The organism is Arthrobacter sp. NPDC057013 (genome assembly GCF_042674585.1).
In the GTDB taxonomy this organism is placed as follows: Bacteria; Actinomycetota; Actinomycetes; order Actinomycetales; family Micrococcaceae; genus Arthrobacter.
The window spans coordinates 1-21,742 of record NZ_JBHUSE010000001.1; the positions used below are offsets into that span (position 1 = coordinate 1).

Here is a 21,742-nt window from a genome sequence, read left to right on the forward strand (position 1 = left end):
CACCATCGGAACCCCGACGCTCTGCGCGCCGGCACGCTGCAGGAGACTGCGCATGATGTATTGGGCACGCTCCGTGCCCTGTTCCCTGATCAGCGTATCCAGGGACTCAACCCACTCGGCGGTCTCTTCCGGATCACGATCAGGCAGCTGGTTAGTCAACCCGCTGAGGATATGGGAGGTATCTTCTCCTGCAGCCACGGCAGCCTCGTTTCATCTTTGAATGTTGGGCTCATGTTTTCATATTGTGAGAAAACATTCTTGCTATTCGAGATTATCGGCAGCACTGGATCCCGGTCAAACGCTCCCGCCTATTCCGGGCGGCGCGGACCTCGCGCAGGCCGAAGGTGCGGTTTGTGACCACTGAAGGCCGGCGCCGCATCTTGACCTGGAGGTGACGCAGGTCATACGATGTTTTCACTATTCAACAAGTTTATTTCGCGATGTGGAATAACAGCGACAATTCGGCGACGTTAACCGTCCGATCGAGGGCTCACCACCGCGAAAATCCCAGAAACCGGAGAAGCAGATGCAGACGACCCCATCAGTCGGCGTCGAAACGGACGGGCCGACGCCGTTGTCGGGCCAGCCGGTCCAAGCCGCCATAACCACCGACGACCTGTGCGAAGCGGCCAGTGCCGCGGCCGGTCGGGACATCAGTCCCAGCCTCTACAACACCGACCTCGCACCCACCAAGCGGCAAGGGCGCCGCTGGACGGCGTACAGCATCTTCACCCTCTGGGCGAACGACGTGCACAGTCTCGGAAACTATGCGTTCGCCGTCGGACTTTTTTCCCTCGGCCTGGGTGGCTGGCAGATCCTGATGGCCCTGGGCATCGGGGCGGCACTCCTCTTTGTGCTGCTTAGCTTCTCCGGTTTCATGGGTCAGAAAACCGGAGTCCCGTTCCCTGTCATGAGCCGCATCAGCTTCGGCATCCGCGGCGCCCAGCTCGCCAGCCTGATCCGCGGCGCGGTAGCCGTGGCGTGGTTCGGGATCCAGACGTTCCTTGCCTCGGTGGTGCTCCGGGTCATGCTGGTGGCCATGGTTCCGTCCCTCCACGAACTGGACACCAACTCCATCCTCGGCCTGTCCACGCTGGGCTGGATCTCCTTCGTGGCGCTGTGGATCGTGCAGCTCGTCATCGTCAGCTTCGGCATGGAGATGATCCGCAAATACGAGGCCTTCGCCGGTCCGATCATCCTGCTGACCATGGTCCTGCTTGCCATTTGGGTATTCACGGAGGCGCACGGTTCCATCCAGTGGACCGGCATCCGGGGTCTTGAAGGCGGCGAGATGTGGCGGACAATTTTCGCCGGCGGTGCCCTCTGGGTGTCCATCTACGGAACGTTTGTCCTGAATTTCTGCGACTTCACCCGCTCCGCCGTCTCCAAGAAATCGATCGTGCGGGGCAACTTCTGGGGGATTCCGATCAACATGCTTCTGTTCGGCGCCATCGTGGTGGTCCTGGCCGGCGGGCAGTACAAGATCAACGGCACCATCATCGAAACGCCGTCGGACATCGTTCAGAGCATCCCCAACACGCTGTTCCTGGTGCTGGCCTGCCTCGCGATCCTCATCCTGACCATCGCCGTCAACCTCATGGCCAACTTCGTGGCCCCCGTCTATGCCCTCACCAACCTCTTTCCCAAGCGGCTCAACTTCCGCCGGGCGGCCTGGGTGAGCGGCACCATCGGTCTGGTCATCCTGCCGTGGAACCTCTACAACAACCCGCTCGTCATCGTGTACTTCCTGGGCGGCCTCGGCGCATTGCTCGGGCCCCTGTTCGGCGTGGTCATGGCCGACTACTGGCTGCTCCGCCGCGGCAAGGTCAATGTTCCCGAGCTGTACAGCGAGGACCCGGCCGGCGCCTACTTCTACAAGCGGGGCGTCAACCCGCGGGCCATCATCGCGCTGGTGCCGGCGGCCATCCTGGCCATCATCGTCGCCTTCGTCCCTGCCTTTGAGCCGGCCGCACCGTTTGCCTGGTTCTTCGGTGCCGGCGTCGGAGCGCTCAGCTACTACGTGATCGCCAACCGCAGGCAGCGCTTTGAGGACGCCGACGGCGAGGCCATCGCCGTCGCCAGCACGCACTAAGAGCCAGCCACTCCAGGAGGACACCATGCGCATACTCGTTGCGAACGTCAACACCACCCAGTCCATGACCGACTCCATCGCCGCCCAGGCGCGCAGCATCGCCGCGCCCGGCACCGAAATTGTCGGGGTCACGCCGCGCTTCGGCGCCGACTCCTGCGAAGGCAACTTCGAGAGCTACCTGGCCGCGATCGCCGTGATGGACCGCGTGGTCAATTACGCCGAACCGTTCGACGCCGTCATCCAGGCCGGCTACGGCGAGCACGGCAGGGAGGGGCTGCAGGAGCTGCTGGACGTGCCCGTCGTCGACATCACCGAGGCGGCGGCCAGCACGGCCATGTTCCTGGGCCACAAGTATTCCGTGGTCACCACCCTGGACCGGGCCGTGCCGCTGATCGAGGACCGGCTGAAGCTGGCCGGCCTCGACGCCCGCTGCGCTTCGGTGCGCGCCAGCGGGATGGCCGTGCTGGAACTCGAAGAGGAGCCGGAGCGAGCGGTCGAGGCCATCATCGGCCAGGCGCTGCTCGCCGTCCGGGAGGACAAGGCCGAGGTGATCGTCCTGGGCTGCGGCGGCATGGCGGGGCTGGACGAACAGATCCGGCAGCGTGCGGGGGTGCCCGTCGTCGACGGCGTTGCGTCCGCCGTGACCATCGCCGAGTCCCTCGTCCGGATGCAGCTCTCCACGTCCAAGGTGCGGACGTACGCCACACCGCGTCCCAAGACCGTCATAGGCTGGCCGCTGGCAGCAAAAAGCGTTCCGGCCTCCGTGTAGGTTTCAACGATTTCAGGAGAACCAGTATGACCGTTCCAGCCACTCCCGGCCGCGTCGCCGTCGTCACCGGCGCCGGATCCGGCATCGGGCGGGCGGTTGCCCGGCAAATGCTGGCGGACGGATACCGGGTGGCCCTGGCCGGGCGCCGTGAGCCGCAGCTCCTGGAAACGGCGGACGGCCACCCGGAGGCGCTTGCGGTGCCCTGCGATGTCACCGCGCCCGACGACGTCGAGCGGCTTTTCGCCGCCGTCCTCCGGCGCTGGGGCCGGGTGGACGTCCTGTTCAACAACGCAGGCATCTTTGGCCCGGCGGCGTCGGTGGACGAGATCAGCCTGGCGGACTGGGAGGCCACCGTCGCCGTGAACCTGACCGGCTCCGTGCTGTGCGCCGGGGCGGCCGTCCGGGCGATGAAGGCGCAGTCACCGCAGGGCGGGCGGATCATCAACAACGGCTCCATCTCGGCGCATTCACCCCGGCCGCGGACCGTGGCCTACGCCGTCACCAAGCACGCCATGACGGGCCTGACCAAGAGCATCGAGCTGGACGGCCGGGAGTTCGGCATCGCCTGCGGGCAGATCGACATCGGCAACACCGCCACGGAAATCATGGACACCATCGGGGTCGGCTCCGGTGCGCTCCAGGCCGACGGCAGCCGCAAGGTGGAACCCATGTTCCCGGTGGAGGACGCGGCCCGGGCGGTGCTGATGATGGCGGGCATGCCGCCGTCGGCCAGCGTGGGCTCGGTGGTGATCACGGCCGCGGGCATGCCCTTCATCGGCCGCGGCTAAGGCTGCTCACCTACCCTCCGGCCGCCTTTCCTTCCGAGTTTTTGTCCACATATCGCGACTTAAGCGCCCCTCAGCGGCGAATATATGGACAAAAACTCCCGGCCTCGAAGTGCCGCCTGTGGATAACGTCCCGCAGGCGTCCTTGAGGTGCCTCAATGGAGCATGACCAGATTGTCACCGCTGCCCGAGGAAATCAGTGGCCGGCCCTTCGTCGTGCCCGAAGCGGCCGGCGCCGGCGTCCCCGCGGGCAGGCTCTTTGCCCGCGACATGCACCGGCCAAGCAGGAGCATCCGCGTGCCAAGATCGTGCAGCCCGGACCTTCCCGCCCTGGTCCGCTCGCACACCGCACTTGATGCGGAGGTCTTCGCGAGCCTGGTCACGGCAGCGGAAGTCCACGGCGTTCCGCTGCCGCCGTGGGCGGAGTTCAGGCCCGACGACGGCGGCCCGGTGTCCGCGGTCGTCGAACCTGCGCCAGGGGGCAAGAAAAGCGGTCCGCACTTCCGGGAGCCGGGGCGGTTCCTTCACCTCTCCAGGGAGAGCGGCGGCACGCTTCCGCGCCGCCGCGGCATCGCCGGGCACCGGCTCAAGATCCGCGAGGGCGATCTCGTGGAGATTGACGGGCTCAGGCTGACGTCTCTGGCCCGGACCTGGGTGGACCTCGGCTCCGTTCTGCCCATCGATGACCTTGTAGTGGCCGGCGATGCCATCATCAGCGAGCACGCCAGGCATTTCGGGCCACCGAAGGTCGCCATGGTGCCGTTGGCGGAGCTGCGGAAGTTTGTGGACGGCGCCAACGGCATCCACGGGGTGCGTAAGGCCCGGCTTGCCCTCGACCTGCTGCGCGTCGGCGTCGATTCCCCGCCGGAAAGCAAGCTCCGGCTGCTGCTGGACGACGCCGGGTTGCCGGAGTTCACGCCCAACTGCCGCGTGGACGACGTGCTGAACAGGCCGGTCTGGACGGATCTGGGCTGCCCGCGGTTCCGGACGTGCATCGAGTACGAGGGGCTGCATCACCTGACTCCCGAGCAGCAGGCGCTGGACGCGTACCGTGACCAACGGGTATTGGACGCGGGGTGGCGCCAGGTCAAAGTCAACAGCGTCGATATGGGCCATGGACGGGAGTGGATCGTCTCGCGGGTGAAGCAGGCGCTGCGCAAGCAGGGCTGGCAGCGGTAGGAGTTTTTGTCCGGATATCGGCCGCTGGAGGGCTCCGAAGTCCCGACAAGTGGACAAAAACTCAATTGTGACCGGCCTGATCAATTCCGCATCGTGAAAACTAGATTTCCTCTTGCGGAATAGTGTGACCAGGGTTACGTTGGAAGCAGACCCCGATCCGGGGCTGTTCCCAATTGATAGGTACAGATCAATGAAGATCCCAGATTCCTCGGCGCTGAAGGCGAGTTCGGCGCCGTCGAAGAAGAAGCCCCTGTACAGGTCGCTCTTCTTCCAAATTCTGATCGCCGTCGTGGCAGGTGTTCTCATCGGGCATTTCTGGCCGGACCTAGGCGCTCAACTGAGGCCGCTCGGTGACGGCTTCATCCAGCTCATCAAAATGATCATTGCGCCGCTGATCTTCCTCGTGATCGTCACGGGAATCTCAGCCGTTGGCGACGTCAAGGCGGTCGGAAGGGTAGGAGTCAAGGCTCTTCTCTACTTCACAGCGGCCACACTCTTCGCCCTGGTCTTCGGCCTGATTGTCGGCAACATCGTTCAGCCCGGAGCCGGCCTGAACATAGATCCGAGCACCCTGTCGCAGGAGGCCGTGGATGCCAAGACCGGCCACGCCGTGCCGAAGGACGCAGCAGCCTTCATCCTGGACGTCATCCCCACCAGCGTCATCGGCGCCTTTGCCAACAACAGCCTGCTGCAGGTCCTCTTCTTCTCGGTGTTCTTCGGCGCCGCAATCGTCGTCATCGGCCGCGAGCGGTGCCAGCCGGTGGTCAGCCTCATGGAGACGGTCCTGGAACTGATTTTCAAGATCATGTCCTGGATCATGAAGGTGGCACCGATCGGCGCTTTCGGTGCCATGGCCTTCATCATCGGCCAGTACGGGCTGGACACCCTCGGCACCTACGCAATGCTGATCGTCGCCTGCTACGGCGCCGCCGTGGTGTTCATCGGACTCCTGTTCGTCGTTGCCTGGAGCTTCGCCCGGGTTCCGCTGTGGCAGTTCCTCAAGTACACCCGCGAGGAATTCCTGCTGGCCCTGGGCACCGCGTCCACGGAAGCCGTGATGCCGCGCATCATGACCAAGCTGACCAACGCAGGATGCTCCCGGGCCACTACCGGCCTGGTGGTTCCCACGGGCTACTCGTTCAACCTGGACGGCGCGGCCATCTACCTGTCCATCTCCCTGCTGTTCCTCGCCCAGGCCTTCGGCCACCACCTGGACCTCGGCCAGCAGCTTGCCGCCCTCGGCGTCCTGCTGCTGACCTCCAAGGGCATGGCCGGCGTCCCCGGCTCATCCTTCCTGGCACTGTCCGCCACGGCGGCCGCGCTCGGCATCTTCCCGGTGGCAGGCGTTGCCCTGCTCCTCGGGGCCGACAGGCTCATGGACTCCATGCGCGTGGTGGTCAACCTGCTGGGCAACTGCGTGGCAACCTTCGTGGTCTCCAAATGGGAGGGCCAGTTCGACCGCAGCGTCATGGTCCGGGCATTCCGCGGCGAGATCACCAACCACGACTCCGCCGTCATGCTCGGAGTGGAGGAAGACTTCCAGGAGCAGGAGCTGGAACGGATCAGCGGGGGCGGCCAGGCTTCGCCCAAGTTCCGCGGCGGCCCGACCCCCGGTGAGATGCCCGACTTCGAGATGAGCAGGCCGTCGGCAGCCATCAACCACGAATAACGAGGAGTTTTTGTCCAGATAATGGCCGTTGAAGGCCCTTGAAGTCGCGGTATCTGGACAAAAACTCCAAAGGATTGAGGCAGGATCCCGTCCTTGGCTGGAGCAGTTCAGCCTTCGGCGGGGTCCTGCCACTTGGTGTTCAGAGGGGGAGCAGCGCCGACAGGTCTGCCCGCAGGCCCGACGCCGCCACGCGTCCGGCACCCACTGCGTCCGCCCAGCTCAGCCGGCCGGTGACCATCGCCAGCCAGGTGGCGGCGTCGCACTCAATCACGTTCGGGGGAGTGCCGCGGGTGTGCCGCGGGCCCTCCACACACTGGGTCACGCCGAACGGCGGCACCCGCACCTCCACCGAATTCCCCGGCGCGCGGGCGGTGACCTCTTCCAGGGAGTAGCGGACCGCCGTCGCAATCACCGAACGGGGGACGGCCGGAACGGCCGGGACTGATGGAGCAGCGCCCGACGGCGGGACGGCACCTGCCGCCCACTGGTTCAGGGCCGCCAGGCCCTCAGCCGGGTCAATTCTGCGGCGCGCAACAGCCACCGGTTCCTCCTTGAAAGAGATAAGTACGTTAGTCCAGCAGGGCCGAGACGGCATGGCCAAGGCGGATCTTGCCGACAGGACGGCCGCCGCCAAGGACCGGCTCCACCACCTTCTCGAGCACGCTGGACACACCCGGGATGTCGACGGCCCCGCAGGCCGCCAGCAGTGTCAGTCCGACCAGCGAGGTGGCCCGCAGGTTGCCGTCGAGCATCTTGAGGGCCACGGAGACACCCTGCGACGTGGCCATGACCAGGATGCCCTCGGCCCCGATCTTGGCAATGACGTCCAGCTCCTCCATCACGATCGTGTTGGCCTCACCCCTGCCCTGGACCGCCCACGGGTAGTCCAGCATGGAGGTGGCGATGGTGGCGGCGCGGGCGTTGGCGGATTTATCGGAGGGGGCCTTCGCAAGCAGGGAGTAGGCGCGGGCCAGGCCTGTCAGCGAGATGGCCGCAACCGGTGCGCCGCAGCCGTCGATGCCCAGGTGCGCGATCTGCTCGCCGGAGTACTCCTCGATCACGGTGCGGATGCGCTGTTGCAGCGGGTGGTTGGGCTCGAGATAGCTGTGGGTGTCCCAGCCATTTTCGGTGCAGGCCCACAGGAATGCCGCGTGCTTGCCCGAGCAGTTGAATGCCAGCCGGGACCTGCCGCGCTCGGACCGGGTCAGCCAGGTCCGTGCCGTCTCATCCTGGGGCCACGCGGCGGGGCACTGCAGCTGGTCTTCCTTGACGCCTGCGGCCTTCAGCATGCCTTCGACGACGTCCATGTGGTCGAGCGACCCGGTGTGGCTGGCGCAGGCGAGGGCCACCTGGGCGCCGCGCAGAGGAACGCCGGACTGCATCGCCGCCAGCGCCTGCAGCGGCTTGAGCGTGGACCGGGCCAGAATGGGGGTGGAGATGTCGCCAAGCTGGGTGACCACGTGGCCGTCCGCGGCGAGGACCACTGCCGCCCCGATGTGGCGGGACTCCACGAATCCGCTCCGTTCAACCACGGCGAGTTCGACGGCGGAATCCACAGTGAACGTGGCGTGCGAATTTAGGGCCATGGCCCAAGTCTATGGTGCGGGCCCCTACTCAACCGTGACCATGACCGACTGCCAGCCGGACGCGCCGTCGGGCACCGGATCGGCGCGCTTCTCCGTCTGCACCTCGCCGTTCCCGTCCGTGGCGCGCACCCTGATGTAGTGCGGGCCGGGCTTGGCGTCCCAGGTGAAGGACCACTGCCGCCACGTGTCCACGGAAGCCTCGTCCGAGAGCACTGCGGCAGCCCAGCCGCCGTCGTCGATCTGCACCTCAACCTTGGTGATGCCCCGGGTCTGTGCCCACGCGGTGCCGCCGATAGCCACCTTCCCGGCGGGCACCGTGGCGAAGGATTTGGGCACCTCCACGCGGGCCATCGTCTTGATGGGGCCGCGCTCCGACCAGCCGCGCTGGGTCCAGTAGGCCTTGCTGTCGGCGAAGCGGGTCACCTCCAGGTCCACCACCCACTTGGTGGCGGACACGAAGCCGTACAGTCCCGGCACCACCATGCGGACCGGGTATCCGTGTTCCAGGGGCAGCGCTTCGCCGTTCATGCCGATGGCGAGCATGGCGTCTCGGTCATCCTGCAGGACCTCCAGCGGTGTGGAGGCGCTGAAGCCGTCAATGGAGGTGGAGAGGACCATGTCCGCGCCGGCGGTGGGCCTGGCCCGCTTGAGCACCTCGCGGATGGGAAGCCCCAGCCACTTGGCGTTGCCGGCAAGGTTGCCGCCCACCGGATTGGAGACGCAGGTGAGGGTCACATGGGACTCGATCAGGTCGGCATCGAGCAGGTCCTGGAAGGTGAGCCGGACCTCCTGCTCCACGAGCCCGTGCACCCGCAGTTCCCATTCCTCGGCCTTGATCTCCGGAATGCTGAGGGCGGTGTCGATCCGGTAGAAATCCTTGGCGGTCGTCAGCCACGGCGTCACGCCGGGTGTTGCCGACTGCACCCCGGCGGGCACGGCGGCTGCGGGCCGAGCCGGCACCGGCAGCCTGAGGGACTCCCGCGCCTGGGCCACATTGCTGCGCGCGGCGCTAAGCAGCCGGCCCCCGGTGGCGGCGATGCCCGCCGCGGCGGCCGTGAGGCCGGCCGCCGTGAAGAAGGCGCGCCGGGACGTGGCCGGGCGCTCGGGCTCCTTTGCCGCCACATCGGCCGGAGAAACAGGGAAAGCGCGGAGCCGCCACAGCCGCGAGACCAGCAGCCGGAGGACGACCAGCCCGGCCGCGGTTCCCACCAGCGTGGGCACAGCATCCAGCGGCCTGACCGCCGCGCGGGTCACCACGCTGGCCACGATCACCGCACCCATGAACAGCACCCCCGCTGCCCCGAGCGCCCAACGACGGTACGCCACCACGCCCAGCACACAGGCCAGCACGAGGATCGTCAGGCCCATCCCCACGAAGAGTGCGGCCTTGTCATTGGTGCCGAACGTCGCAACCGCGAAGTCCTTCAGCCACGGCGGCGTGAAATCAATGAACGTCGAGCCCAGGGCAATCAGGGGAGTGGCACGGGCGGTGAAGAACGCCCCCACCAGTTCCGCAGCGGAAAGGACGACGGCGGCAGCAGCCACCCCGGCGAGGGCCGCCAGTGCGGCCGGTCCCCTTAACCACCTCATGAGCTTCTTCATGCCATGGGTTCGTAGCGGCACGCCCCCCGGATGGTCCGCCTCACAACTGAGGGCCCATCACAACTGAGGGCCGGGCCTCAGCTTAGGAGCCAGCGCGGTGCACAAAGTACCCTTGGAGACTGTGAAGGTACTCGTCATTGGCCCCGGTGGCCGCGAACACGCCATTGTCCGCTCCCTCCTTGCCGACCCCAACGTTTCCGAAGTCCACGCGGCTCCGGGCAACGCCGGCATCAGCAAGCTCGTCCCCACACACGCCATCAACGGGAACGATCCGGACGCAGTGGCGGCGCTCGCCACCCGGCTCGACGTCGACCTGGTGGTCGTTGGTCCCGAAGCCCCCCTCGCCGCCGGAGTTTCCGACGCCGTGCGCGACGCCGGCATCCCGGTGTTCGGCCCCAGCAAGGCTGCCGCCCAGCTCGAGGCCTCCAAAGCCTTCGCCAAGCAGATCATGGCCGAGGCCGGCGTTCCCACCGCCATGGCACTCGTGGCCGCCAACGCGGACGAGGCAGCCGCGGCGCTGGACACCTTCGGCGCCCCCTACGTCGTCAAGGACGACGGCCTGGCCGCCGGCAAGGGCGTGGTGGTCACCAACGACCGCAACGATGCCCTGGCCCACGCCCAGAGCTGCTTCGACGCCGGCGGAACCGTCGTCATCGAGGAATTCCTGGACGGCCCCGAGGTCTCCGTGTTCGTCCTGTGCGACGGCCGCAACACCGTGGCCCTGTCCCCGGCACAGGACTTCAAGCGCATCTACGACAACGACGAAGGCCCCAACACCGGCGGCATGGGCGCGTACACCCCGCTCGACTGGGCTCCGGAGGGCCTGGTCCAGGAGGTCATCGACCGCATCGCGCAGCCCACCGTGGACGAGATGGCGCGCCGCGGCACCCCCTTCGTCGGCGTGCTGTTCGTCGGCCTCGCGCTGACCAGGCGCGGCACCCGCGTCATCGAGTTCAACGTCCGCTTCGGCGACCCCGAAACCCAGGCGGTCCTCGCCCGGCTCAAGACGCCGCTCGGTTCCCTCCTCCTGGCAGCCGCGAAGGGCGAACTGGACCAGGCAGAAGAGCTGCGCTGGTCCAAGGACACGGCAGTCGCCGTCGTCGTTGCCTCCGAAAACTACCCGGACACCCCGCGCACGGGTGACCGCATCCGCGGGCTCAAGAAGGTGGATGAACTGGACGGCGTCCACGTCATCCACGCCGGAACAAAGCTCGACGACGAGGGCAAGGTGGTCTCCGCCGGCGGCCGCGTGCTGGCTGTGGTGGCGCTGGGATCCGACCTCGTGGAAGCACGGGAACGGGCGTACGACGGCGTGGAGCTGGTTCAGCTCGAAGGCGCCCAGTTCCGCACGGATATTGCAGGCAAGGCCGCACGCGGTGAGATCAAGGTGTCGGCCGCCGTCGGGGCCCCGTCGGCGCCCCAGACCGGCTCCGCTTCGGACGAGAAGGCGTGACAGTGGCTGAACAGGAAGGCCCCCGCGGCCTGGACACCCCGCACACCGAGCTGCCCGGCTGGAAGCACGTCTACTCCGGCAAGGTCCGCGACCTGTACGTCCCGGCCAGCGACGCCATCAACGAGCAGTTCGGCCAGGAATGCGTGCTGGTGGTGGCGAGCGACCGCATCAGCGCCTACGACCACGTGCTCAGCAGCGAGATCCCGGACAAGGGACGCATCCTGACCCAGCTGAGCCTCTGGTGGTTCGACCAGCTGGACGTGGAACACCACGTGCTGGCATCCACAGTGGCGGACGGCGTGCCGGCCGAAGTCGAGGGCCGGGCCATGATCTGCAAGAAGCTGGACATGTTCCCGGTGGAATGCATCGCCCGCGGTTATCTCACCGGCTCCGGCCTCGTGGAGTACCGGCAGTCCGGCACCGTCTGCGGGATCCCGCTGCCGGAAGGACTGGTTGACGGCTCCCGCCTGGAGCACGCCATTTTCACCCCGTCCGCCAAGGCCGAGGTGGGCGAGCACGACGAAAACATCACGTACGACGCCGTCGTGTCCATGGTGGGTGACGACATCGCCGCGCGCCTGAGCGAGCTGACCCTGGGCATCTACACCAAGGCTGAGGAGATCGCCCGCGAACGCGGCATCATCCTGGCCGACACCAAGGTGGAGTTCGGCTACGACGTCGTCAACGGCACCATCACGCTCGGCGATGAGGTCCTCACCCCTGACTCGTCCCGCTTCTGGGACGCCGCCACCTACGAGCCCGGCAAGGCGCAGCCCTCCTACGACAAGCAGTTTGTCCGGGACTGGCTGACGTCCGCCGAATCGGGCTGGGACAAGGCATCTGAGACGCCGCCGCCGGCCCTGCCCGCCGACATCGTGGAGCGCACCCGCGCGCGTTACGTCGAGGCGTACGAGAAGCTGACCGGCCGCACGTTCAGCTAGGTTCTGGCGACATCCAAGGCAGAAGGCGCTCTCTTCGGAGGGCGCCTTTTTGCTTTGCTGTCTGCTGTCTGCTGTCTGCTGTCTGCTGTCTGCTGTCTGCTGTCTGCTGTCTGCTGTCGGCTTTCTGCTGTCAGCTGGCTTCGGCCGCGGCGGCGCGGCGCTGGGCGAGCCGGATCTCCAGCACGGCGTCGAGTGCCTGCTGGACGCGGTCCTGCGCGCCGGCCGCGCTGAACTCCTTCTGCGCCTCCTCCAGGTGGACCAGCGCCTCATCCGCTTCACCCGCGGCCTTCAGCGACTTGCCCAGGAGCAGCGAGACCTCGCCGGCCGTGTGCCTGGCCAGGTCGGCGCGTTCGGCGTGGATTTCGCGGAGCTTCTGCACCGCGGCTACGATGTCGCCGGTGAGGTAGAGCCAGCGGGCGCGGATGAACGCTACCTCCAGCTGGTCCGTCTTGTTCCCGCCGACAATGGACAGTGCAAGTTCGGCGCGTTCAATCGCGGACAGGGTCTCCGGCTCAACGATTCCGGAGGACAGGCGGACGGCGGCCGACGCCTTGTTGAAGCGGGCCCAGAGCTCGATGTCGTTGGCGGGGGAGAGCAGCTTGGCGGCGCGCTCGTGGTGCTTGATCCCCTCCGGATAGTCGTGCCGCATGAACGCGACGTTGCCGATCACCCAGGCCACCTCGCCGGCGAGCTGGGACATCGAGTGCTCGTCCATCTGCTCGTTCATGTCCTGGCAGTATTTCCAGGCCTCGTCCAGCCGGCCGCTCTCGGCCAGCGCGCCGATCAGCGCCCGGAGCGCGCCGATGATCAGCGTGGAGCCCTTGGGCAGCTGCGCGCACAGCTCCACCGCCTTCTCCGCATGTTCGACGGCGGTGCTCAGCTGGCCCTGTCCGTGGCACAAAGCGGCGAGCATCTGGCGCGCCCGGACCCCGAGGCCGGCGGATTCGGTAGCCATCGGATGCTCGGACAGGTGCTCCATGATCTTCTGGCATTCCTTGAGCTTGCCCTGCTTCATGAGGCATTCGGCCTGCATGTAGGTCATGTTCCACCAGGCGCTCGTGTTCTTGCCGTCGAGGGCGATCCGGGCCGCGTTGGCGGCGTGCTCGGCGGCGAGGGCGTAGTCGCGCAGGTCCCAGGCCTGCCGGGCGTACAGTCCGGCCAGTACGTATTCGGCGTCGCTGACCGAGATGGGCTGGCTCCACGCCTCGAGCGCCTTGGGTGCGAGCTCCAGCCTGCGGGCGAGTTCTTCGATGACGTCGGCTGTGGGTTCCCGCCGGCCGGTTTCCAGCAAGGAAATGTAGCTGGGGGAGTAAAGATCCTTGCCCAGTTCGGCCTGGGTCAGTCCGCGTTCCAACCGCTCAGCGCGGAGCTTCTCCCCGAATCCGTTACCCACTGGGGTTCCTCCTATTCCGGACAGCGTTTGTACAGAATGCTTGACACCCTCTGTGGAAAACATTTTACAATGTATGTCAACAAGGACTGTGCTGACTTGGTAACGAATCCGACTCGTATTGAGGAACTCTCACATGTTGAAGAAGATAGCAGCCGCCGCCGTTTTGGCGGGGGCCCTCGCATTTTCTGCTGCGGCTCCCGCCGTTCTGTCTGCAGGCTCGATCGCGGACAACGCGGGCACCTCGGTTGCCATTGGCAACTGGCCGGATCCGATGCGCGTCAAGGACGTGAACAAGACCACTATCGGCAATTGGCCTGATCCCATGGTGTCAGAGACCACCATTGGCAACTGGCCTGATCCCATGTAAACAGCTTCCATGAGGAGAACGGTCCCGGAACATGCGCACATCATGTTCCGGGGCCGTTTGTCTTTCCGTACACAGCAGCCGCAACCAAGGAGTGGGGACCATGACACGGACAGCGCGGAGAATAACCGACGGCCTACAGCGGGCCTTTTTTCTCTGGACCATCGCCGGGACGTCGCTGATCGTGGCGGCGGCTGCCGGTGCCGCCATAGTTGAGGTGTTCCAGGGAACGGCCGACGGCGGGACTTTTGTTTGGGGGATGATCGGCATTGCGGCGCTGCTGGAGTCGGTGGTGCTTTTCGCCGTCGGCCTGCGTTTGCGCCACCGCTACCTGAACCAGATCCAAAGCTACGACAGCCGGGGCGACTACCTGGCGGATGACGGATCCCGCCGGCCAAGGATCCCATTGCTGGGTGACGGGCAGGCCACCCAGAACATCCACAACCAGAGCCTGAGCGGGTAACTCCCCACCTGCCCCCTAGCCTAGCAAGCTCGGCCAGGGAACCCTGCAGGTGTGGGCCCCTAGTGGGGGAACCGTACTGAAGAAGCAGAAAGAGGGCCTCCCCTGGGGGAGACCCTCTTTCCTTGTGGTCGGGATGACAGGATTTGAACCTGCGACCTCTTCGTCCCGAACGAAGCGCGCTACCAAGCTGCGCTACATCCCGATCCGTTGCTGCGAAAGCAACTGAACAAGAATATCCGATACTGGGCAACAAGTGAAATCGAGGTCGGCAAGGCCACCGGGCTCAGACCAGCGAGTCCTTCCAGGCGCTGTGCAGCCGGGCGAAGCGGCCGTTGCCGCCGATCAGCTCGTCCGGTGTGCCGTCCTCCACCACCTGTCCGTCCTGGATCACGAGCACCCGGTCCGCGGTTTCCACCGTGGACAGCCGGTGGGCGATGATCAGCGCCGTCCGGGCAGTTTCCCGGGACTCTCCGCCGCCTCCATCGCCTGCCGGGTCCTTGCCGTCCCTGCCGCGCAGCAGCCCGGCGAGACCGCTCTGCACGAGCCGCTCTGACGGGATGTCCAGCGAGGACGTGGCCTCGTCCAGGATCAGCACCGCCGGCCGGGCGAGGAACGCGCGCGCGAAGCTGATGAGCTGGCGCTGGCCCGCGGAGACGCGGCCGCCGCGCTTGTTGACGTCGGTGTCGTATCCCTCGGGGAGCTCCATGATGAACTCGTGCGCGCCCACGGCCTTCGCGGCCGCCTCGATCTCCTCGCGCGGGGCCGCCGGCCGGCCCAGGGCGATGTTGTCCGCAACGGAGCCGCTGAACAGGAAGGCCTCCTGGGTGACCATCACGATGTTCCGCCGCAGGTCCGCGGTGGCCAGCTGGCGGACGTCGACGCCGTCGAGCATCACCGACCCGGCGGAGACGTCATAGAAGCGGGCAATCAGCTTCGCCAGCGTGGACTTGCCGGCCCCGGTCTGGCCCACCAGCGCCACGGTCTGGCCCGCGGGAATGCTGAGGTTCAGGGCAGGGATGATGAGCGGGCCGCTGCCGTAGCGGAATTCGACGTCCCGGAACTCGACGGCGCCGCGGGCATCGCGCAGTTCCACCGCGTTCCGCGGCGGACGCACCGTGGGCACCTCCTCAAGCAGGCCCGAGACCTTCTCCAGCGCGGCCTGCGCGCTTTGGAAGGAGTTGTAGAACATGGCCATCTGGTCGACGGGCTGGAAGAAGCGTTTGGTTGAGAGCATGAGGGCCAGCAGGACGCCCACGGCAAGGTCGCCGGTCAGTACCCGGAAGCCGCCGAAGAGCAGCACGGCGGCCACGCAGACATTGCCGATCAGCACCAGGCCGGGCTGGAAGATGCCGTTCAGATTGATGGAGCGGACCGTTGCCTGCCGGTAGTCCTCCGCGAGCTCGCCGTAGCGTGCGGCGTTTTCGCGCTCCTTGCGGAAGGCCTTGACCGCGCGGATGCCGGTCATGGTCTCGATGAAGTGCACGATCAGCCGGGCCGAGACCACCCGGGACTGGCGGAACGCGATCTGCGAGTGCTTCTGGTACCAGCGGGCCAGGAGGAACATGGGCACGGCCGCACCCAGCACCACCAGCCCGCTGCGCCAGTCGAGGGCGAAGACGGTGACGGCGGTGAACACCATGAACAGCGCACCCGAAGCGAGCGAGCTGACACCGGAGTCCAGGAGCTCGCGCAGCGCCTCGAGGTCCGAGGTCTGCCGGGCGATGATCCGGCCCGAGGTGTACTTTTCGTGGAACTCGAGGCTGAGCCGCTGGGTGTGGCGGAACACCCACAGGCGCAGGTCCAGCAGCATGGCCTGGCTGAGCCTCGCCGTCGAGGTCACGTACAGGGCCGTCAGCCCGGCCGCCGCGAGTGCCGTGGCAAGGTAGGCGGCGCCGGTCAGCACCAGTGGCAGATTGTTGCCTGTGCGGAGGGCGGGGAGCGCATGGTCAATGCCGAACGCGATCAGCGCCGGGCCCGCCACCCTGGCAGCTTGCGACAGGACCACCGTGGCGATGGTGAGCCAGAACCTAAGCCGCACGGGACGGATCAGCGACCCCAGCAAGGCGAGCGACCGGCGTCGTACTGCCTTGCTGTCGCTCTTGCTCAGGTGGGCGTTGTCCTCGTTGGCAGTACCGAAGGCTGTGGCACTCATCGGCTGACCTCCTCTGCGTCGTCGAGGGCGGAGAGCTCGGAGTCCAGGTCGCGCGGCTCCGTTTCCAGGCTCGCGATCACGTGACGGTAGTGGCTGTTCCCGGCCAGCAGCTCGGTGTGGGTTCCGACGGCGGCGATGCGGCCGTCCTCCAGCAGCGCCACCCTGTCGGCCAGCGCCACGGTGGACGGCCGGTGGGCGACGATGAGCGTGGTGGTGCCGGCCAGCAGATCCCGGAGCCGGTTTTCCACGAGCTCCTCGGTGTTTACGTCCAGGGCGGACAGCGGATCGTCGAGGACCAGCACGGAGGGCCGGGCGGCGATGGCCCGGGCCAGGGCGAGGCGCTGGCGCTGCCCGCCGGACAGGCTGAGGCCCTCCTCGCCGATGAGGGTGTCCAGCCCATCCGGCAGTGAGTACGCGAAGTGCGCCTGCGCCGTGTCCAGGGCCTCCGCGAGGATTTTCTCCCGGGCGTCGTTGTCCCCGGACTGGACGCCGAGCAGCACGTTGTCGCGAACCGAGCTGGAAAAGAGGGTGGTGTCCTCGAAGGCCACAGCCACGAGGGTGCGGAGCTCCTCAACGCTGTACGCCCGCAGGTCCACGCCGTCGAGCTCAATGGAACCCGCCGAGACGTCGTACAGCCGGGGTACGAGCTGCAGCATGGCACTCTTGCCGCTGCCCGTGATGCCCACCAGCGCCATGGTTTCGCCCGGACAGATGTCCAGCCGGATGTCCTTCAGGACCGCTTTGTCCGGGGCGTCGTCGAAGGCGAACGCCACGTTGATGAAGCTCAGGGCGCCCTTGACGTTGGCGGGGCGGCGGGGTTCCGCGGCGCTGGTGATGGTGTTTTGGGAATCCATGACCTCGAAGTGCCGGTCCAGCGCCGTCTTCGCCGTCAGCGCCATGGCCAGCAGCATGCCCGAGAACTCCACGGGCGCGGCGATGACGGCGGCGGTGGCGAAGAATGCCACGAGGGAGCCGATGCTGAGCTGGCCGGCGGCGGCGAGCAGGATGCCGGTGACGAGACCTGCGCCCAGTGCCAGCTCGGGCAGGAGCGTCACCACCATGCTGAAGACTGCCTGGTGCCGTGCCTTGGCAATCTCTGTCTGGCGCAGTTCCTCGGCCTGGCCGTTGAAGGTTTCCAGGGCTTCGCGGCTGCGGCCGAAGGCCTTGAGGACGCGGATGCCGTGAACAGACTCCTCAACGGTGGTGGCGAGGTCGCCTGCCTGGTCCTGGCTGCGCCGGGCAACCTTGCTGAAGCGGGTCCGGAACCGGAAGCCGTAAACCATTACGGGGCCGGCGGCGGCGAGGAAGATCAGGGCCAGCTGCCAGCTCATGGTGAACATGACCACGACGCCGATCACCACGGTAAGGGTGGTCACCACCAGCATGATGGCCCCGAACGCCATCCAGCGCCGGATGAAGTTGAGGTCGGTCATGGCGCGGGAGAGCAGCTGGCCCGAGCCCCAGCGGTCGTGGAAGGCGACGGGGAGGTCCTGCAGGTGGCCGTAGAGCGAGACCCGCATCCGGGTCTCCACGGTGGTGGCCGGGTTGATCACGAAGGTGCGGCGCAGTGCAACCAGCACGGCTTCGGCGACGCCCAGGGCGAGGATGAGGCCGGCCGAGCTCCAGACGGCGCCGGCGGTTGCCCCGGGGCGCAGGGAATCGTTGATGAGTCCGCGCAGCACCTGCGGAATGGCGAGGGCAACCACACTGGCCAGGAGTGCGGACAGCAGGCCCATGACCAGCCGCGGCAGGACCGGCCTTACATGGGGATACAGACGGCTGACGGATCGAAAAAATGAACTCTGCTTGGCCATGCCCGCTTCTCGAACTGATGTAGTTTCCCGTAGCAACTACCCTATGCCATGGCTGGCACCCTTCACAGGTGGCCTGTCACCGGAGGACCAGCAGCCCGCCCGGACGTCTGACGGCGTTGGCGGTCAGGCGCGCGGGGTAAGCGTCAGCAGGACCGCCTCGGGCTTGCAGGCGATGCGGACCGGAGCAAAGCGCGAGGTGCCGATCCCGCCCGAGACGTTGACCGGCGTCGTACTTCCGTTGCTGCTCCAGTCATGGAGGCCCTTGGCCCGCCACGTGGGGATGTCGCAGTTGGCGACGACGGCGCCGTATCCCGGGATGCACAGCTGGCCGCCATGCGTGTGGCCGGCCAGGAGCAGGTCCGCGCCCTCCTCGGTGAAGTGGTCCAGGACCCGCTGGTACGGCGCGTGGATGACGGCGATGCGCAGGTGGTCCTTGGCGTTCTGGCCCCTGGTGCCGCGCGGCCAGCCGGCATACCGTTCGCGGTTGAGGTGCGGATCATCCACGCCGGAGAAATCGAAACGCATGCCATTGAGAACCAGGGACTGGTGCCGGTTGGTCAGGTCGATCCACCCGGCCATGCCGAAGCCGGCCCGGAGGCGCGGCCAGTCGAGTTCCTCCCGGTCCCGCGCGGCCTTGGAGGGCCCCATCAGATAGGCGGCCGGATTCTTCAGTTTAGGTGCGTAATAGTCATTGGAGCCCGGAACAAACACGCCCGGGAACTCCATGAGCGGTGCCAACGCGTTGAGCAGCGGATCCACGGCCTTGGGGTGGCTGAGGTTGTCGCCCGTGTTCACCACCAGGTCCGGCCTGAGCGCCGCCAGCGACTGCAGCCACTCGGTCTTGGCCTTCTGGCCGGGAACGAAGTGGATGTCGCTCAAGTGCAGGATCCGGAAGGGTGCCCGGCCCGCCGGCAGGACCGGGACGGTCTCCTCGCGGAGGACGAACTGGTTCTTCTCCCACAGCCCGTAGGCTGTGGCGGCGAGGGCTGCCGCGGTCCCGGCGCCTGCGGTGACGGCAAAGCCGCGCCCGATGCTGCGGACGCGGCTTGCCACGCGTGTCAGGTCAGTCACGGTCAGCCGTTCCCCCTGGTGCTGTTGCCGTTGCCGTTGCCGTTGCCGTTGCCGTTACTGCTGTTGTTGTTGCCGGTACCTCCGGTGCTCCCGCCGGTGTTGCCGCCCGTGTTGCCGCCGTTGTTCGCACCGGTGTCTCCGCCGGTGGTGCCGCCCTGGACCGGGTTGTTCGGGACCGTGGGTTGGAATTGCGGCGTGCCGTACAGCAGGTTCGACGGCGGTTCCGGGAACGGATCCGTGCCGTAGGCCGGTGCGATCTGCGACATGAAGTTCGAGAACATCGGCCCGGCGATCATGTAGCCGTCGATGCCGGTGTAGAACTTGCCGTTGATGGTCACGTTCTGGCCGGCGCGCTGCTGGTTTCCGAGCGGATCACCGAACCATGCTGCCGTGGCGAGTCCGGTGGTGTGTCCGACGACCCAGGTGGAGCCGTTGTTGTTGGACGTACCCGTCTTGGCCGCGATCGGGAAGTTGGTCAGGGTGGAGATCCGCGGCTGAATCAGCGAGCCTGACCCCTCGTTCAGGACCTTCTGCAGCGCGTAGTTCACGCCGCGTGCCACCTCGGGCTTGAGCGCGTCCCGGCAAGCGGGGGACTGCGCCGGCAACTGTGCGCCGGTCTGGTCGGTCACTGAGGTGATGGCGATCGGGGCGCAGTACTTGCCGTCATTGGAGAACGTCGCAAAGGCGGCGGCCATGGTCAGCGGTGCTGTCTGCCTTGAGCCCAGCAGGTTACCGATGGTGGTCATGGTGATCTTCGGGTTCGGGTCCACCACAGCGTTGGTTTCCTTGTCGCGGGCGGGCAGGCCCTCGTGCAGTCCAACCGCGTCCACAACCTTCTGGATGCCGCACAGGTCCAGCTGGGCCGCAGAGGCAAAGGTGGCGGTATTGATGGAGTTCTTCAGGCCGTCCAGTACGCTCATGGGCCGGTAGTATCCATCTTCGGCGTTCTGCAGGTCCTCGGTGCCGTTGGTGCTGTCATACCAGCCCACCGTCGGGGTGGGGCAGGTGTTCTGCCACGGGAAATTCTGCGGGTACCTGCGCTGGGCGGCGTCGACGATGGTGTTCATCGACTTGCCCTCATTGAGCCACTCCGCGAACGTGAACGGCTTCATGGTGGAGCCCGGCTGCGCGCCGCCCAGGCCGTTCAGGTCGTTGCCCTGGTCGTCGTACTGGTCCACGCTGAAGTTGATCTGGGAGTCGAACTTGCCCTTGCCGGCAAACCATGAGGTGTTCTGGGCCATGTTGGTGATCTTGCCGGTGCCCGGTTCAACGGAGACCAGGGCGGCGCCCCACTTGTCCGGGTTCGAGCCGGCAGCGGCGTTCACCTGGTCCTGCGCGGCCTTCTGCGCCTTCGGGTCCAGGGTGGTCTTGATGGTCAGGCCGCCGCGGAACACCTTCTTCTCACGCTCGGTGGCGTCCGCTCCGTAGGCCGGGTTGTTCAGCAGCAGGTGCAGGACGTAGTCACAGAAGTACGGGGCCGTGGGCGAGTAGGCGCAGCCCTGCCGGGCCGGGGTCACCTTCGGCTTGACCGGGGTTGCCACGGCGGCGGTGTACTGGGCCTTGGTGATTTTTCCATGGGTGAGCATTGCACTCAGCACCAGGTCCCGGCGCTTCTTGGCGTTGTCCGGGTTGGTGATCGGATCGAAGGCCGACGGGCTGTTCACGAGGCCGGCGAGCAGCGCGGCCTGGGGGAGCGTCAGATCCTTCGCGGTGGTGCTGAAGAAGAACTTGGACGCGGCCTCAATACCGTACGCGTCACGGTTGAAGAAGACGATGTTCAGGTAGCCCTCAAGGATCTGCTCCTTGGTGAATTTCTTCTCCAGGGCGATCGCGAGCTTCATTTCGCGGAGCTTGTCGCCGACGCCCTTGTTAACGCCGTTGAGCTTGATCTCGTCCGATTTGTCCTGCGCTTCCAAGTTGGCGTTCAGGACGTTGTTCACATACTGCTGCGTGATGGTGGACGCACCCTGCTTGTTGCCGCGCGCCGTGGCGACCAGGGCGCGCAGGATGCCGGTGGTGTCCACGCCGCCGTGCTCGTAGAACCGGCTGTCCTCAATGGAGATCACCGCGTCCTTCATGAACGGGGAGATCTGGTCCAGTGGAACGCGGGTGCGGTTCTCCGCGTACAGGTTGGCAATCACACTCCCGTCCGCGGCCAGGACCTTGGTGGACTGGCTGGGCGGGTCCACCTGTAGTTCAGCGGGCAGGGTGTCAAAGAATTCGATCGAGCCGCTGGCTGTGCTGCCCGAAACGGCGGCTGCAGGAACCAGCAGGCCGGCCACGAGGACGCCACAAATAGCGCTCACGCCAAGGAAGCCAAGAATTTTTCCGAGGGTAGTGGCCGTGTCGAATATGGGGTTCTTACGAGTCGCCATGTTCTCCAGTTTACCGGCAACGATTAGGCTTTAT

At 66.5% G+C, this 21,742-nt stretch carries 18 protein-coding genes and 1 tRNA gene; 9 read left to right on the top strand and 10 right to left on the bottom strand.

Annotation, left to right across the window (positions count from 1 at the left end):
- On the bottom strand, positions 1 to 198 hold a 198-nt coding region (locus ACFTSA_RS00005), incomplete at its 3' end, for a hypothetical protein (protein ID WP_377948428.1).
- Between the two features lie 328 nt (positions 199 to 526).
- Here ACFTSA_RS00005 and ACFTSA_RS00010 point away from each other — a divergent pair.
- The 5 genes from ACFTSA_RS00010 (at position 527) to dctA (ending at position 6,494) form a co-directional block, all read left to right on the top strand.
- Entirely contained in the window at positions 527 to 2,092 is a 1,566-nt protein-coding gene (locus ACFTSA_RS00010; protein ID WP_377948429.1) for an NCS1 family nucleobase:cation symporter-1, read from the top strand.
- Positions 2,093 to 2,117: 25 nt separating this feature from the next.
- Entirely contained in the window at positions 2,118 to 2,861 is a 744-nt protein-coding gene (locus ACFTSA_RS00015; protein ID WP_377948432.1) for an aspartate/glutamate racemase family protein, read from the top strand.
- Positions 2,862 to 2,887: 26 nt separating this feature from the next.
- The gene (locus tag ACFTSA_RS00020; protein WP_377948435.1) at positions 2,888 to 3,649 is read left to right on the top strand and encodes an SDR family oxidoreductase; all 762 of its coding nucleotides are present in this window, start codon (positions 2,888 to 2,890) and stop codon (positions 3,647 to 3,649) included.
- Between the two features lie 162 nt (positions 3,650 to 3,811).
- A complete protein-coding gene (locus ACFTSA_RS00025) occupies positions 3,812 to 4,825 on the top strand; it encodes a hypothetical protein (protein ID WP_377948437.1) in 1,014 nt (337 codons plus the stop codon).
- Between the two features lie 190 nt (positions 4,826 to 5,015).
- Positions 5,016 to 6,494: a C4-dicarboxylate transporter DctA gene (gene dctA, locus ACFTSA_RS00030; RefSeq protein WP_377948439.1), complete on the top strand. Its 1,479-nt coding sequence runs from the start codon at positions 5,016 to 5,018 to the stop codon at positions 6,492 to 6,494.
- 139 nt (positions 6,495 to 6,633) lie between these two features.
- On the opposite strand, the gene ACFTSA_RS00035 is transcribed toward dctA, so the two are convergent.
- The 3 genes from ACFTSA_RS00035 to ACFTSA_RS00045 are packed head-to-tail and all read right to left on the bottom strand — an operon-like array spanning position 6,634 to position 9,682.
- Positions 6,634 to 7,035: a sterol carrier family protein gene (locus ACFTSA_RS00035; protein WP_377948441.1), complete on the bottom strand. Its 402-nt coding sequence runs from the start codon at positions 7,033 to 7,035 to the stop codon at positions 6,634 to 6,636.
- A gap of 28 nt (positions 7,036 to 7,063) precedes the next feature.
- Positions 7,064 to 8,080 carry an asparaginase gene (locus ACFTSA_RS00040; RefSeq protein WP_377948444.1) on the bottom strand — a complete coding sequence of 339 codons (1,017 nt, stop codon included), beginning with the start codon at positions 8,078 to 8,080 and terminating at the stop codon, positions 7,064 to 7,066.
- A 24-nt stretch (positions 8,081 to 8,104) separates the two neighbouring features.
- Positions 8,105 to 9,682 (bottom strand): molybdopterin-dependent oxidoreductase, encoded by a 1,578-nt coding sequence (locus ACFTSA_RS00045; RefSeq protein WP_377948447.1) that lies wholly within the window; start codon positions 9,680 to 9,682, stop codon positions 8,105 to 8,107.
- Positions 9,683 to 9,803: 121 nt separating this feature from the next.
- On the opposite strand from ACFTSA_RS00045, the gene purD reads away from it, so the two are divergent.
- Positions 9,804 to 11,135, top strand: a complete 1,332-nt coding sequence (gene purD, locus ACFTSA_RS00050; RefSeq protein WP_377949789.1) for a phosphoribosylamine--glycine ligase — start codon at positions 9,804 to 9,806, stop codon at positions 11,133 to 11,135.
- Positions 11,136 to 11,137: 2 nt separating this feature from the next.
- A complete protein-coding gene (locus ACFTSA_RS00055; protein ID WP_377948450.1) occupies positions 11,138 to 12,076 on the top strand; it encodes a phosphoribosylaminoimidazolesuccinocarboxamide synthase in 939 nt (312 codons plus the stop codon).
- 130 nt (positions 12,077 to 12,206) lie between these two features.
- On the opposite strand, the gene ACFTSA_RS00060 is transcribed toward ACFTSA_RS00055, so the two are convergent.
- On the bottom strand, positions 12,207 to 13,469 hold the full coding sequence (locus tag ACFTSA_RS00060; RefSeq protein WP_377948453.1) for a helix-turn-helix domain-containing protein: 1,263 nt from the start codon (positions 13,467 to 13,469) through the stop codon (positions 12,207 to 12,209).
- A 133-nt stretch (positions 13,470 to 13,602) separates the two neighbouring features.
- On the opposite strand from ACFTSA_RS00060, the gene ACFTSA_RS00065 reads away from it, so the two are divergent.
- The gene (locus ACFTSA_RS00065) at positions 13,603 to 13,836 is read left to right on the top strand and encodes a hypothetical protein (protein ID WP_331572037.1); all 234 of its coding nucleotides are present in this window, start codon (positions 13,603 to 13,605) and stop codon (positions 13,834 to 13,836) included.
- Between the two features lie 100 nt (positions 13,837 to 13,936).
- Entirely contained in the window at positions 13,937 to 14,296 is a 360-nt protein-coding gene (locus ACFTSA_RS00070) for a hypothetical protein (protein WP_377948456.1), read from the top strand.
- 125 nt (positions 14,297 to 14,421) lie between these two features.
- On the opposite strand, the gene ACFTSA_RS00075 is transcribed toward ACFTSA_RS00070, so the two are convergent.
- The 5 genes from ACFTSA_RS00075 to ACFTSA_RS00095 all read right to left on the bottom strand — a co-directional run bounded on the left by ACFTSA_RS00075 (position 14,422) and on the right by ACFTSA_RS00095 (position 21,708).
- Positions 14,422 to 14,498, bottom strand: a tRNA-Pro gene (locus ACFTSA_RS00075).
- A gap of 81 nt (positions 14,499 to 14,579) precedes the next feature.
- Entirely contained in the window at positions 14,580 to 16,448 is a 1,869-nt protein-coding gene (locus ACFTSA_RS00080; RefSeq protein ID WP_377948457.1) for an ABC transporter ATP-binding protein, read from the bottom strand.
- Entirely contained in the window at positions 16,445 to 18,262 is a 1,818-nt protein-coding gene (locus ACFTSA_RS00085; RefSeq protein WP_377948460.1) for an ABC transporter ATP-binding protein, read from the bottom strand. The genes ACFTSA_RS00080 and ACFTSA_RS00085 overlap by 4 nt, the downstream gene beginning before the upstream one ends.
- A gap of 123 nt (positions 18,263 to 18,385) precedes the next feature.
- Entirely contained in the window at positions 18,386 to 19,333 is a 948-nt protein-coding gene (locus ACFTSA_RS00090) for a metallophosphoesterase (protein ID WP_377948461.1), read from the bottom strand.
- A 2-nt stretch (positions 19,334 to 19,335) separates the two neighbouring features.
- The gene (locus tag ACFTSA_RS00095) at positions 19,336 to 21,708 is read right to left on the bottom strand and encodes a transglycosylase domain-containing protein (RefSeq protein ID WP_377948462.1); all 2,373 of its coding nucleotides are present in this window, start codon (positions 21,706 to 21,708) and stop codon (positions 19,336 to 19,338) included.
- Between the last annotated feature and the right edge of the window lie 34 nt (positions 21,709 to 21,742).